The 13,286-nt window shown below is 75.0% G+C and carries 8 protein-coding genes and 4 pseudogenes; all 12 read right to left on the bottom strand.

What is annotated here, in order from left to right; translation table 11 throughout:
* Window positions 1-362: 362 nt before the first annotated feature.
* The gene (locus REH70_RS10115) at window positions 363-1,604 is read right to left on the bottom strand and encodes a hypothetical protein (RefSeq protein WP_310747004.1); all 1,242 of its coding nucleotides are present in this window, start codon (window positions 1,602-1,604) and stop codon (window positions 363-365) included.
* Window positions 1,605-1,706: 102 nt separating this feature from the next.
* Window positions 1,707-2,909: a methionine adenosyltransferase gene (gene metK / locus REH70_RS10110; protein ID WP_310747002.1), complete on the bottom strand. Its 1,203-nt coding sequence runs from the start codon at window positions 2,907-2,909 to the stop codon at window positions 1,707-1,709.
* Between the two features lie 108 nt (window positions 2,910-3,017).
* Window positions 3,018-4,246: pseudogene (gene coaBC / locus REH70_RS10105) on the bottom strand (bifunctional phosphopantothenoylcysteine decarboxylase/phosphopantothenate--cysteine ligase CoaBC).
* A 9-nt stretch (window positions 4,247-4,255) separates the two neighbouring features.
* Entirely contained in the window at window positions 4,256-4,528 is a 273-nt protein-coding gene (gene rpoZ / locus REH70_RS10100) for a DNA-directed RNA polymerase subunit omega (RefSeq protein WP_310747001.1), read from the bottom strand.
* Between the two features lie 141 nt (window positions 4,529-4,669).
* Complete coding sequence (gene gmk, locus REH70_RS10095) at window positions 4,670-5,239, bottom strand: guanylate kinase (RefSeq protein ID WP_310746999.1); 570 nt, start codon at window positions 5,237-5,239, stop codon at window positions 4,670-4,672.
* Between the two features lie 80 nt (window positions 5,240-5,319).
* The gene (gene mihF, locus REH70_RS10090) at window positions 5,320-5,631 is read right to left on the bottom strand and encodes an integration host factor, actinobacterial type (protein WP_298457722.1); all 312 of its coding nucleotides are present in this window, start codon (window positions 5,629-5,631) and stop codon (window positions 5,320-5,322) included.
* 116 nt (window positions 5,632-5,747) lie between these two features.
* A pseudogene (gene pyrF / locus REH70_RS10085) lies at window positions 5,748-6,625 on the bottom strand (orotidine-5'-phosphate decarboxylase).
* Between the two features lie 35 nt (window positions 6,626-6,660).
* Window positions 6,661-9,993 (bottom strand): annotated as a pseudogene (carB, locus tag REH70_RS10080) (carbamoyl-phosphate synthase large subunit).
* A pseudogene (gene carA / locus REH70_RS10075) lies at window positions 9,993-11,206 on the bottom strand (glutamine-hydrolyzing carbamoyl-phosphate synthase small subunit). The pseudogenes carB and carA overlap by 1 nt, the downstream one beginning before the upstream one ends.
* A gap of 17 nt (window positions 11,207-11,223) precedes the next feature.
* Window positions 11,224-11,649, bottom strand: coding sequence for a hypothetical protein (locus REH70_RS10070; protein ID WP_310746997.1), 426 nt, complete (start codon window positions 11,647-11,649; stop codon window positions 11,224-11,226).
* Window positions 11,646-11,795 carry a hypothetical protein gene (locus REH70_RS10065; RefSeq protein ID WP_310746996.1) on the bottom strand — a complete coding sequence of 50 codons (150 nt, stop codon included), beginning with the start codon at window positions 11,793-11,795 and terminating at the stop codon, window positions 11,646-11,648. The genes REH70_RS10070 and REH70_RS10065 overlap by 4 nt, the downstream gene beginning before the upstream one ends.
* Before the next feature lie 11 nt (window positions 11,796-11,806).
* Window positions 11,807-13,237: a dihydroorotase gene (locus REH70_RS10060; RefSeq protein ID WP_310746994.1), complete on the bottom strand. Its 1,431-nt coding sequence runs from the start codon at window positions 13,235-13,237 to the stop codon at window positions 11,807-11,809.
* Window positions 13,238-13,286 lie beyond the last annotated feature (49 nt).

Genomic DNA, 13,286 nt, shown 5'->3' with positions numbered 1-13,286 from the left:
CGAGACGCGCACCGGGACGCCGGGGAACGCCCGCCCGAGCTCCTCGGCGGTCCGGTCGGAGCCGACCCGGACCGACCGCAGCGCGCCCGCGCCGCACTCGTGGCACCGCCAGGCGCCGGCGAGGGTGCCGCACCAGCGGCACTGCGGCACGTCGCCGGCCCGCCCGAGAGCGAGCGGTCCGGCGCACACCCGGCAGCGCGCCACCGTCCGGCACCGGGCGCACGCGACGACCGGCAGGTACCCCGCGCGCGGGACCTGCACGAGGACCGGGCCGGTCGTGAGCGCGTCGCGAGCCGCGCGCCAGGCCGGTGCGGGCAGCCGGGCAGCCGCGGCGGCGCCCTCCCGGGCGAGCTCGACCGACGTCAGCGCCTCGACGCGGGGCGTGCGCGCCCGGACGACGGCGCGCTCGGCCTGCAGGGGCGGGCCCAGCCCGACCTCACGAGGAGCTGCGCCTCGGTGGTCCGGGTCAGCCCGCCGACGAGGGCCGCGCTGCCCGACTGCTCCGCGCGCAGGGTGAGCACCTCGCGCACGTGCGGGTAGGGCGACCGGGGCTCGGCGTGGAGGTCGTCGGCGTCGTCCCAGCACACGACCAGACCGAGGTCGGTCACCGGTGCCCAGGCCGCGGCCCGGGTCCCGACGACGACGCGCGCCCCGCCGGTCAGCGCGGCGAGGAACGCCCGGTACCGCGGTGCCGGTCCGTGGTCGGCCTCGAGCCGGACGTACCCGCCCGTGGTGCCCGGTGCCCACGCCGGTACGCCGGCCGCCGGCAGGGCGGCCACCACGCGGTCGACGTCACGCGCGTCCGGGAGCACGACGACCGCACCGCGGCCGCTGCGGGTCGTGGCCGCGACGGCCTGCGCGACCGCGTCCGGCCACTGCTCGCCGGCGGGGCCCGGCAGCGCGGTCCACACCGCCCGCGGGGAACGGCCCGCGGCGAGGTGCTCGAGGAACGCGGGACCGCCCCGGTAGGCCGACCACGCCGCGCGCGAGGCCGGCTCGAGCGGGGATGGCTCGACCGGCGCCGGCTCGACCGAGGCCGGTGCGACCGGGACCGGGTCGACCGGAGCCGGCTCGACCGACGGGGGCGAGTGCTCGGCGGCGTGAGCGGTCGCGCCGGCCCACCCCGGTGCGGTGATCTCCGTCTCGACCCGGGCGTGCCGCGGCGGGACGGCCAGCCGCACGACGTCGCCGAGCGTGCCCGCGTAGCGGTCGGCGACGGCGCGTGCGAGCCGCAGGACCTCGGGGCTGAGGACGGGCACCGGCGAGACGACGCGCCGCAGCGCCGCGAGCTCGCCGTCGTGCTCGGCGTCCGCGACCCGGTCCAGGACGAACCCGTCGACGTCGCGCGGCCCGAACCGGACCTTGACCCGGCAGCCGGGCCGGACGTCGTCGTCCGCCGCGGCGGGGACGAGGTACTCGAAGGTGCGGTCGAGGTGCGCGGCGGGCACGTCGACCAGGACGCGCGCGACCGGCAGGTGCTCGGCCGGCTCGACCGGCCCGGCCGTCCGGGGACCACGACGCCGCGGGGCGGGCAGCCCGGCGAGCGAGCCCTGCTCACCGTGCGGCACCGACGTCACCGCCTCCCTCACCACCGTCCCCGCCATGTCGTCATCCCAGCACCGGCCACCCACACGCGGACGTCCAGCGCGCTGCCCCGAAGGGCGACGGCGGGGCGGCGGCGGGGCGACGCCGTGCGGCGCGCCGGGTCAGCCCAGGACCGACCGCAGGTCGTCGACGCGGTCCGTGCGCTCCCAGGTGAACTGCGGCAGCTCACGCCCGAAGTGCCCGTACGCGGCCGTCTTCCGGTAGATCGGCCGCAGCAGGTTGAGGTCGCGGATGATCGCCGCGGGTCGCAGGTCGAACACCTCGCGGATCGCCGCGGTCAGCGCGGCGGGGTCGACGGTGTGCGTGCCGAACGTCTCGACGTACAGCCCCACCGGGTGCGCCTTGCCGATCGCGTAGGCCACCTGGACCTCGCAGCGGCGGGCGTACCCGGCGGCCACGATGTTCTTCGCCACCCAGCGCATCGCGTACGCCGCGGACCGGTCCACCTTGGACGGGTCCTTCCCGGAGAACGCCCCGCCGCCGTGCCGGGCCATGCCGCCGTAGGTGTCGACGATGATCTTGCGCCCGGTGAGCCCGGCGTCCCCCTGCGGGCCGCCGATGACGAAGGTGCCGGTCGGGTTGATGAGCAGCCGGTGGTCGGAGACGTCGAGGTCGAGGTCGGCGAGCACCGGGGCGACGACGTGCTCGGCGATCGCCGGCTCGAGCTGGGTCGTCAGCTCGACGCCCGGGTCGTGCTGGGTCGACAGCACCACGGTGTCCACCCGGACCGGCCGGTCGCCGTCGTACCCGATCGTCACCTGCGTCTTGCCGTCCGGACGCAGCCCCTCGACGATCCCGGCCTTGCGCACGTGGGCGAGCCGCTCCGCGAGGCGGTGCGCGACCCACACCGGCAGCGGCATGAGCGACGGCGTCTCGTCGCTCGCGTACCCGAACATCAGGCCCTGGTCGCCCGCACCCTGCGCGTCCAGCGGGTCCAGGTCGGTGTCGTCCTGGCGCATCTCCCACGCCTTGTCGACGCCGGCGGCGATGTCGGGCGACTGCGCCCCGATGGACACCGAGATGCCGCACGAGTCCCCGTCGAACCCGATCGACGACGACGTGTAGCCGATCCCCCGGACGACCTCGCGGACGAGCTGCGGGATCTCGACGTACGCGCTCGTCGTGACCTCACCGGCGACGTGCACCAGGCCGGTCGTCACCATGGTCTCCACGGCCACCCGCGCGGCGGGGTCCTGCTCGAGCATGGCGTCGAGGATCGCGTCCGAGATCTGGTCGCAGATCTTGTCGGGGTGCCCCTCTGTCACCGACTCGGAGGTGAACAGGCGCAGCTCGGGTGCAGTCATGGTCCTCAGGATAGGCGCGCACGCCAGGGTGCCCGCGTCCGCGACCAGGGGCCGGACCGGGCCCGGCGCCGTCCGCGACGGCGGACCGCGGGCCGACGGCCCGCAGGCTCAGAGCAGGCGGAGGACGGCGTCCCACAGGGCGTCGGCGACGACGTCCTTCGACCCGGCCGCCTGGGCGACGACGTCGCCCGCGGCGTCCAGCACGGTCACCGCGTTGTCCGCGGTGCCGAACCCGAGGTCGGCCCCGACGGCGTTGACGGCGAGCAGGTCGGCGCCCTTGCGCCGGGCCTTCGCACGGCCGTGCTCGAGCACGTCACCGTCACCGTCCCCGTCTCGGCGGCGAACCCGACGACGACCTGCCCGGGGCGGCGGCGCGGTCCGGCCAGTTCGGCCAGGATGTCCGGGTTCGGCTCCAGGACGAGCGGCTCGACGGCGCCGTCGGGCTGCTTCTTGATCTTGTGCTCGGCCGTGCGCGCGGGACGGAAGTCCGCGACGGCCGCCGCCATCACGACGACGTCGGCGCCCGGAGCGGCGCCGTGGACGGCGTCGCGCAGCTGCGCGGTCGTCTCGACGGCGACGACGTCGACGCCGGGCGGTGCCTCGAGCGTGACGTTCGCCGCGACGAGGGTCACCCGGGCCCCGCGGTCACGTGCGGTGCGGGCCAGCGCGAAGCCCTGGCGGCCCGAGGAGCGGTTGCCGAGGAACCGCACGGGGTCGATCGGCTCCCGGGTGCCCCCGGCGGAGACGACGACGTGACGTCCGACGAGGTCCCGCGGCCGGGGCCGCGCGCCCGGCTCCGCCGCGGACGGGCCGTCGTCGACCAGCGCGAGCGCGGCGGCCGCGATGTCCGCGGGCTCCGGTAGGCGCCCGGGGCCGGTGTCGGACCCGGTCAGCCGGCCCGACGCCGGCTCCATGACGTGCACGCCGCGCTCGCGCAGCGTCGCGACGTTGGCGCGGGTCGCGGCGTGGTCCCACATCTCGGTGTGCATGGCCGGGGCCAGCAGCACCGGGCAGCGGACCGTCAGCAGCGTGCTGGTCAGCAGGTCGTCCGCCCGCCCGGTGGCCGCGCGGGACAGCAGGTCGGCGGTGGCGGGGGCGACGACGACGAGGTCGGCCCCCTGCCCCAGCGCGACGTGCGGGACGTGCTCGACGTCCTCGAAGACCTCAGGCGTCGCCGGATGACCGGACAACGCCTCCCACGTGGGGCGGCCGACGAACTCGAGCGCGGCCCGGGTGGGGACGACCCGGACGTCGTGCCCGGCCTCCTTGAGCAGTCGCAGCAGCAGGGCGGCCTTGTAGGCGGCGATCCCACCGGCGACCCCGAGGAGGATGCGCACCGTCGTGCCTCAGGCCCCGGTCTGCTCGGTCGACTCGACGGTCAGCAGGCCGTCGTTGATCTCGCGCATCGCGATCGAGAGGGCCTTCTCCTGCGGCCGGGTCTCGACGAGCGGCCCGACGTACTCGAGCAGGCCCTCGTTGAGCTGGGAGTAGTAGGCGTTGATCTGACGCGCGCGCTTGGCGGAGTACACGACGAGGGCGTACTTGGAGTTCGCCTTCTCGAGCAGCTTGTCGATGGGCGGGTCGGTGATGCCGACGGGCTCTGCCACGGTTCCGGACACGGGTGCTCCTGGGTGTTCGAGGGGAGGCGCGGGCCGGCGCCAGCGACCCAGTCTACCGGGTCGCTCCGACGGGCCGCGGCGTGCGCAGTGCCGACCGGCTCCTCGGGGGTTCCACCGGGTCCTACCGGGTCCTCGCGGGGCCTACCGGGTGCGGAGCCCCATCAGCGCCACGAGCTCGTCGGTGGCCCGGTGCACCTCGTCGTTGACGATGGTCACGTCGAACTCGGGCTCGGCGGCGAGCTCGACCTTCGCGGTCTCGAGGCGGCGGGCGCGCTCCTCGGGTCCCTCGGTCCCCCGCCCGACGAGGCGTCGCTCGAGCTCCTCCCACGACGGCGGCGCGAGGAACACGAACAGGGCGTCCGGCATGGTCTCGCGGACCTGCCGCGCACCCTGCAGGTCGATCTCGAGCAGGGCCGGCTCGCCGGCGGCGAGCCGCTCCTCGACGGGCCTGCGAGGGGTGCCGTACCGGTTGCGTCCGTGCACCACAGCCCACTCGAGCAGGTCGCCGCGCGCGGCCATCGCCTCGAACTCCCCGGTGGACAGGAAGTGGTAGTGCACGCCGTCGACCTCGCCGGGCCGCGGGGACCGGGTGGTGGCCGAGACCGAGAGCCACACCTCGGGGTAGCGCAGGCGGACGTCGGCGGACACGGTCCCCTTGCCGACGGCGGTCGGACCGGCGAGAACGGTGAGCCGGGCTGGCGTCGTCGTCATGGGTGGTGCGGCGCTCCTGAGGTGGTGACGTGTGCGGTGTGACGTGCGGTGGTGAGGTGCGGGGGGGGGGGGGGGGGGGGTCAGCCGAAGCGGTCGACGAGCGCCTTCGCCTGGTGCGGGCCCAGGCCGCGGACCCGACGGGTCTCGGAGATGCCGACCTCCGCCATGATCGCGCGTGCCTTCACCTTGCCGACCCCGGGGAGCGACTCGAGCAGCGCGACGACCTTGAGCTTGCCGATCGTGTCGTCGGTGCGCCCCTGCTCGATGACCTCGGACAGGGAGCCTTGCGAGTACTTGAGGCGGTTCTTCACCTCGGCCCGAGCCTGGCGGGCAGCAGCGGCCTTCTCGAGCGCTGCGGCGCGTTGTTCGGGTGTGAGCGGCGGTAGGGCCACGCGTGGTCACCTCATCGATAGCGGGAACGTGCACCTGAACCTAGCGACGAGCGGTACGCGGGGCAACGCGGCGCCTGCCGGTGCGCACATCGGCCGGCCCGCGGTGGACGTGCAGGTCAGGCGAGTGCGGCGGCGGCGTCGTCGGCGGCGCGGCGGGCGGCGTCGCGCAGCGCGGGGCTGCCCGGACCGGCTGCCAGCACCCCGCGGGACGACGACGCCAGGACGGCCGGGCGCGCATCGCCGAACACGCGCGCGAGCTCGGCCGGACCGGCGCCCTGGGCGCCGACGCCCGGTGCGAGCAGCGGTCCGCGGACGCCCGCGAGGTCCAGCCCGAGCCGGTCGGGTGCGTCACCCACGGTCGCCCCGACCACGAGACCCACCGAGCCGAGCAGGCCGGGCGAGCCGAGCAGGGCGGACGCACCCGCGCCGCCCTCACGAGCGTCCGCACCGTCGGCGCCGGCGAGCTCGGCCGCGTTGAGGGCAGCCGCCTCCTGCGCCACGACCCGGGCGACGCTGCGCCCGTCCGGGCCCTGGGCGTGCTGGACGGCGGCCCCTCCGGGTTGGAGGTCAGCGCGAGCACGAAGAGCCCGCGCCCGGTCGCCAGCGCCGCGTCGACGGCCGGTGCGAGCGACCCGAAGCCCAGGTACGGCGACACCGTCAGGGCGTCCCCGGCGAGCGGTGAGCCGTCGCGCAGGTAGGCGTCGGCGTATCCCGCCATCGTCGACCCGATGTCACCGCGCTTGGCGTCCACGACCACGAGCGTGCCGGTCGCGCGTCCGGCTGCGACGACCTCCTCCAGGACGGCGACGCCCGCGGAGCCGTGCCGCTCGAACAGCGCGGACTGCGGCTTGACCGCGGCGACGTGCCCGCCGACGGCGTCCATGACCCGCAGCGCGAAGCCGCGCAGGCCGGCGGCGTCGTCGGGCAGACCCCACGCGGCGAGCAGGCCCGGGTGCGGGTCGATGCCCACGCACAGCGGCCCGTGCGCGGCCATGGCGCGCCCGAGGCGCGCGCCGAAGGGCTCGCGGCTCACGCCCCCGTCCCGGCGAGCGTGCCCGGTGCGGCTGCGCGCGCGGCGCGGGCGGCGTCGTGCTCCTGGAGGCTCGTGACGGTGAACGGGCCGGCGAGGGCCGCCTCGATGCCCTGCACCGCCGCGCCGAGCTGCTGGACCGTCGTGACGATCGCCTTGTCCGCGGCGGTGGTCGCCGTGCGGATCTCGTAGCCGTCGGCCCGGGCGCCCTGGCCGGACGGGGTGTTCACGACCATGTCGACCTCGCCGGTGCGGATGAGGTCGACGATGGTCGGCTCCCCGCCGGGCCGCGGCCGGTGGAGTGCTTGCGCACGACCCGGGACGGGATGCCGCTGCGGCGCAGGACGCCCGCGGTGCCCTCCGTGGCGAGGATGTCGAAGCCGAGCTCGACGAGGCGCTTGATCGGGAAGACGATCGCGCGCTTGTCCCGGTCGGCGACCGAGATGAACACGCTCCCGGACGTGGGGAGCCCGCCGTACGCGGCGGCCTGCGACTTCGCGAACGCCGTCGGGAAGTCGACGTCGAAGCCCATGACCTCGCCGGTGGAGCGCATCTCCGGGCCGAGCACGGTGTCGACGACCGTCCCGTCGAGCGTGCGGAACCGCTTGAACGGCAGCACGGCCTCCTTGACGGCGATGGGCGCGTCGAGGTCCAGCACGGACCCGTCGTGCTCGGGCAGCACGCCGGACGCGCGCAGGTCGGCGATGGTGTGCCCGGCCATCACCAGCGCAGCCGCCTTGGCCAGCGACACCCCGGTCGCCTTGGAGACGAACGGCACGGTGCGGGACGCGCGGGGGTTCGCCTCGAGGACGTACAGCACGTCGCTGACCAGCGCGTACTGGACGTTGAGCAGCCCGCGCACGCCGATGCCGCGCCCGAGGGCCTCGGTGGAGCGGCGGATGCGCTCGAGCTCGCTCACCGACAGGGTCACCGGCGGCAGCACGCACGCGGAGTCGCCGGAGTGGATCCCGGCCTCCTCGATGTGCTCCATGACGCCGCCGAGGAACATCTCCTCGCCGTCGAAGATCGCGTCGACGTCGATCTCGATGGCGTCGTCGAGGAAGCGGTCGATGAGCAGGGGGCCGACGCGAAGCCCTGCGGGGCCTCCTGGAGGGCCTTGCTCACGTACTGCTCGAGCTGGGCGTCGTCGTAGACGATCTCCATGCCGCGGCCGCCGAGCACGTAGGACGGGCGGACGAGCACGGGGAAGCCGATGCGCGCGGCGATGTCCCGCGCCTCGCGGCCCGACGTCGCCGTGCCGAACGCCGGTGCGGGCAGGCCGGCGTCGGCGAGCACGCGGCCGAAGGCGCCGCGGTCCTCGGCGAGGTCGATGGCCTCGGGCGAGGTGCCCAGGATCGGCACGCCGGCGTCGGCGAGGCGCTGCGCGAGCCCGAGCGGGGTCTGCCCACCGAGCTGGACGATGACGCCGGCGACCGGTCCGGCGGCGCACTCGGCGTCGTAGACCTCCATGACGTCCTCGAACGTGAGCGGCTCGAAGTACAGGCGGTCCGCGGTGTCGTAGTCGGTCGAGACGGTCTCGGGGTTGCAGTTGACCATCACGGTCTCCCACTCGCCCTTGAGGGCGAGCGCGGCGTGCACGCACGAGTAGTCGAACTCGATCCCCTGGCCGATGCGGTTCGGGCCGGAGCCGAGGATGAGGATCGCCGGCCGGGTGCGCGGCTCGACCTCGGTCTCCTCGTCGTAGGTGGAGTAGTGGTACGGCGTGGTGGCGGCGAACTCCGCGGCGCACGTGTCGACCGTCTTGTAGACCGGCCGCAGGCCGAGGGTGCGGCGCACGAGGCTGACGTCCCGCTCCCCCAGCCCGCGCAGCTGACCGATCTGCCGGTCCGAGAGCCCGTGCCGCTTGGCGTGCGCCAGGACGTCCCGGGTCAGCTCCGGTGCGGCCGCCGTCGCCGCGGCGACCTCGTTGACGAGCACGATCTGGTCGAGGAACCACGGGTCGATGCCGGTGCGGGCGTACACGTCGTCGAGCGACGCCCCGGCCCGCAGGACCTGCTGGACGTCCACGAGCCGGCCCTCGGTCGGGCGGGAGATCGTCCCGAGCACCCGGTCGAGGTCGTCCCCGGTGAGCGGCTTGCCGGCCCAGTGAAAGTCGGCGCCGCGGGTGTCGATCGACCGCAGCGCCTTGCCGAGCGCCTCGGCGAAGTTGCGGCCCATCGCCATCGCCTCGCCGACCGACTTCATGGTCGTGGTGAGGGTCGGGTCGGCCGCCGGGAACTTCTCGAACGCGAACCGCGGCACCTTGACCACGACGTAGTCGAGGGTCGGCTCGAACGACGCAGGGGTCGACGCGGTGATGTCGTTGGGGATCTCGTCGAGCGTGTAGCCGACGGCCAGGCGCGCGGCGATCTTCGCGATCGGGAACCCGGTCGCCTTGGACGCCAGCGCGGACGAGCGGGACACCCGGGGGTTCATCTCGATGACGACGATGCGGCCCGTGGTGGGGTGCACGGCGAACTGGATGTTGCAGCCGCCGGTGTCGACGCCGACCTCGCGGATGACCGCGATGCCGATGTCGCGCATGCGCTGGAACTCGCGGTCGGTGAGGGTCAGCGCGGGCGCCACGGTCACCGAGTCGCCGGTGTGCACCCCGACCGGGTCGACGTTCTCGATCGAGCAGACCACTACGACGTTGTCCGCGCGGTCGCGCATGAGCTCGAGCTCGTACTCCTTCCACCCGAGGATCGACTCCTCCAGGAGCACCTCGGTGGTCGGCGAGTAGTGCAGGCCCTGACCGGCGATCTGGCGCAGCTCGGCCTCGTCGTAGGCGATGCCCGAGCCGAGGCCCCCATCGTGAACGACGGGCGGACGACGAGCGGGTAGCCCAGCTCGCCGGCGGCCTCGAGGACCTCGTCCATCGAGTGCGTGATGAAGCTGCGCGCGCTCTCCGCGCCGCAGCGCTCGACGACGCCCTTGAACAGCTGGCGGTCCTCGGCGAGGTGGATCGCGGCGATGTTGGCGCCGATGAGCTCGACGCCGTACTTCTCGAGGGTGCCGTCCTCGTGCAGCGCGATCGCGGCGTTCAGCGCGGTCTGCCCGCCGAGCGTGGGCAGCAGGGCGTCGGGGCGCTCCTTGGCGATGATCGAGGCGATGACGTCCGGGGTGATCGGCTCGACGTACGTCGCGTCGGCGAACTCCGGGTCGGTCATGATCGTCGCCGGGTTGGAGTTCACGAGGATCACGCGCAGGCCCTCGTCGCGCAGGACGCGGCACGCCTGCGTCCCGGAGTAGTCGAACTCCGCGGCCTGGCCGATGACGATCGGACCCGAGCCGATGACCAGGACGCTGGCGATGTCAGGGCGACGGGGCATCAGGCGGGGTCCTTCGGGAGAGTCGGGGCAGACGCGGTGGAGCCCTGCGTCATGAGGTCGAGGAAGCGGTCGAACAGGTAGGCGGCGTCGTGCGGGCCGGCTGCGGCCTCCGGGTGGTACTGCACGGAGAACGCCGGCAGGTCGAGGGCGGCCAGGCCCTCGACGACGTCGTCGTTGAGGTCGACGTGGGAGACGACGACGCGCCCGTACCGGCCGCCGTCGTGCGGCGCGACGCTCTCACCGTCGAGCGGGGCGTCGACCGCGAAGCCGTGGTTGTGCGCGGTGATCTCGACCTTGCCGGTGCTGCGGTCCATGACCGGCTGGTTCACGCCACGGTGCCCGTAGCCGAGCTTGTAGGTGCCGTAGCCGAGCGCGCGGCCCAGCAGCTGGTTGCCGTAGCAGATGCCGAAGAACGGGATGCGGCGGTCGAGCACGTCGCGCAGCAGCTCGATCTCGTGGGTGGCCGCGGACGGGTCACCCGGCCCGTTGGAGAAGAACACGCCGTCCGGACCGGTCGCGAGCACCTCGTCGATCGTCGCGGTCGCGGGCAGCACGTGGACCTCGACGCCGCGCTGGGCGAGCGAGCGGGGGTGTTGGACTTGATGCCGAGGTCCACCGCGGCGACGGTCGCGACCGGGGTCGCGAGCGGCTCGCCGTCGGGCCCGAGGGCCGGCACGACGTAGGCGGCGTCGGTGGAGACCTCGCCGGCGAGGTCGGCGCCGACCATGGCGGGCGCGTCGCGGACCTCGGCCAGCAGGTCGGCGACCGGACGCCGGCCACCGGCCGCGCCGGTGAGGGCGTCACCGGAGAAGATGCCGGCGCGCATGACGCCGAGCTCGCGCAGGTGGCGGGTCAGCGCGCGGGTGTCGATCGCACTGATGCCGACGATCCCCTGCTCGGCGAGCTCGTCGTCCAGGTCGCGCGTGGAGCGCCAGTTCGAGGCCCGCCGGGCGGGGTCGCGCACGACGAATCCGGCCACCCAGATGCGGGTGGACTCGTCGTCCTCCTCGTTGACCCCCGTGTTGCCGACGTGCGGCGCCGTCATGACGACGATCTGCCGGTGGTACGAGGGGTCGGTGAGCGTCTCCTGGTAGCCGGTCATGCCGGTGTTGAAGACGATCTCGCCGACCGTGCGGCCGACGGCGCCGTAGGCGCGGCCGGTGAAGGTCCGGCCGTCCTCGAGGACCAGCACCGCCGGTCCCTCGGCGCGCACGGACGGGGTGGGGTCGCTCACGCTGTCTCCTCTGTGGGGATGGTCGTCGTGGAGGGGCCGGCGAGGAGCCCGCGCGCGGCGTCCAGCAGCGCGGTGCGGTCCTCGGCGCGGCGGGGGCGCAGGCCGGTGTCGAGCTGGGTGCCGGTGTCGGACTGGGCGCCGGTGTCGAGCTGGGCGGCGGTGTCGGGCAGCTGCCAGGTCAGGACCACCAGCCCGTCGCCGCCCACGTACTTGCCGGCCATGCCGGGTGCGGTGGTCGCGGCCCGCAGCGCGGAGGCGGCGATCCACAGGTCCGTCGCGCCCTGCCGCTGGATGCGGACGCCGCCGGTGAAGACCTGCACGACGGCGCGCGAGCGGGCCCCGAGGTCGTGGGCGACCACGCGCTCGAGCCAGTCGCCCGCGACCGTGCTCGACACGTACGTCGCGTCGAGCGGCCCGGTCACCGGGTCGCCGAGCGCGGCGTCGTCGTCGGCGGGGACGGGGGCAGGGCCGGCACGACGGCGGCGGTGCGCTCCCCGCGGTGCCGCCAGCCGGCGCGCATGCCCCACAGGGCGGACAGGCCCAGGAGGGTCACGATCGTCACGGTCACGAGGGGTGGCATCAGCGAGCCGCCTCGGCGCTCGGCCGCTCGCCCGGCCGGCCGGCCTGCTCCGTGCCGCGCGGCACTGCCTGCCCGTCCAGGACGGTGGCGCGCCCCCGCAGGAACGTCGCCACGACGCGGCCCGGGAGCTCACGGCCGCGGAACGGGGAGTTCACGCTGGCGGTGCCCTGCGCCTCGGGGACGACGACCGCATGCGCCCCCGGGTCGACCAGGGTGAGGTTCGCCGGCTCGCCGACGGCGAGCGGGCGACCCTGGTCCTCGACGCGGCCGATCGCGGCCGGTGCGCTCGACATGACGCGGGCGACGTCGGCCCAGGTCATCCGGCCGGAGTCGACCATCGTCTGCTGCACCACCGAGAGCGCGGTCTCCAGACCGGTCATGCCCATCGCGGCGGCCGCCCACTCGCAGTCCTTGTCCTCGCGGGTGTGCGGGGCGTGGTCCGTCGCGACGATGTCGATCGTGCCGTCGGCGAGGCCGTCACGGACGGCGTCGACGTCCGCCTGGGTGCGCAGCGGCGGGTTGACCTTGTAGGTCGGGTCGTAGTCCCGGGCCAGCTCGTCGGTGAGGACGAGGTGGTGCGGGGTGACCTCCGCGGTGACGTCGATGCCGCGGGACTTGGCCCAGCGGATGAGGTCGACCGACCCCGCGGTCGACAGGTGGCACACGTGCAGGCGCGACCCGACGTGCTCGGCGAGCAGCACGTCCCGCGCGATGATCGCCTCCTCCGCGACCGCGGGCCAGCCCGCGAGGCCGAGCTCGGCGGACACCTCGCCCTCGTGCATCTGCGACCCCACGGTCAGCCGCGGCTCCTGCGCGTGCTGCGCGACGACGCCGTCGAACGCCTTGACGTACTCCAGCGCACGGCGCATGAGCACCGGGTCGTGGACGCACTTGCCGTCGTCGGAGAACACCCGGACCCGGGCCGCCGACGCCGCCATCGCGCCCAGCTCGGCGAGCGCCTCGCCCGCGAGGCCGATGCTCACCGCACCGACCGGGTGGACGTCGACCCAGCCGGCATCGCGGCCGAGCCGCCACACCTGCTCGACGACGCCCGCGGTGTCCGCGACCGGGGACGTGTTCGCCATCGCGTGCACGGCGGTGAAGCCGCCGAGCGCGGCGGCCCGGGTGCCGGACTCGACGGTCTCGGCGTCCTCCCGACCCGGCTCGCGCAGGTGGGTGTGCAGGTCGACCAGACCGGGCAGGGCGACCAGCCCGGCGCCGTCGATCTCCACGACCTCGCCGGCCCGGTGGGGGGTGCCGCCGTCGCCGTCACCGGACCCGTCACGGGACCCGTCACCGGGCCCGGCCAGCGCCGCGCGGACGTCGTCCGGCCCGACCGCGGCGATGACGCCGTCGGCCAGCAGGAGGTCGGTGGGCGCACCGCCCAGCGGGGCGACGCCTCGCAGCAGGTACCTCGTCGACGCGCTCACGCGACCTCCGTCCTCTCGTCGTCCCGTTCGTGCCGGCCTGTGCCTGTCC

Source organism: Cellulomonas sp. ATA003, assembly GCF_031582905.1.
Lineage (GTDB): Bacteria > Actinomycetota > Actinomycetes > Actinomycetales > Cellulomonadaceae > Pengzhenrongella.
Note: the sequence above shows the minus strand (reverse complement) of the source record. Positions and strands in the feature narration are given on the sequence as shown.

Excerpts from the sequence above, each read along its gene's own strand:
- gmk (WP_310746999.1), bottom strand. The coding sequence starts at position 5,239 with ATGACGACGACGCCAGCCCGGCTCACCGTTCTCGCCGGTCCGACCGCC.
- metK (WP_310747002.1), bottom strand. The coding sequence starts at position 2,909 with ATGACTGCACCCGAGCTGCGCCTGTTCACCTCCGAGTCGGTGACAGAG.
- REH70_RS10115 (WP_310747004.1), bottom strand. The coding sequence starts at position 1,604 with ATGGCGGGGACGGTGGTGAGGGAGGCGGTGACGTCGGTGCCGCACGGT.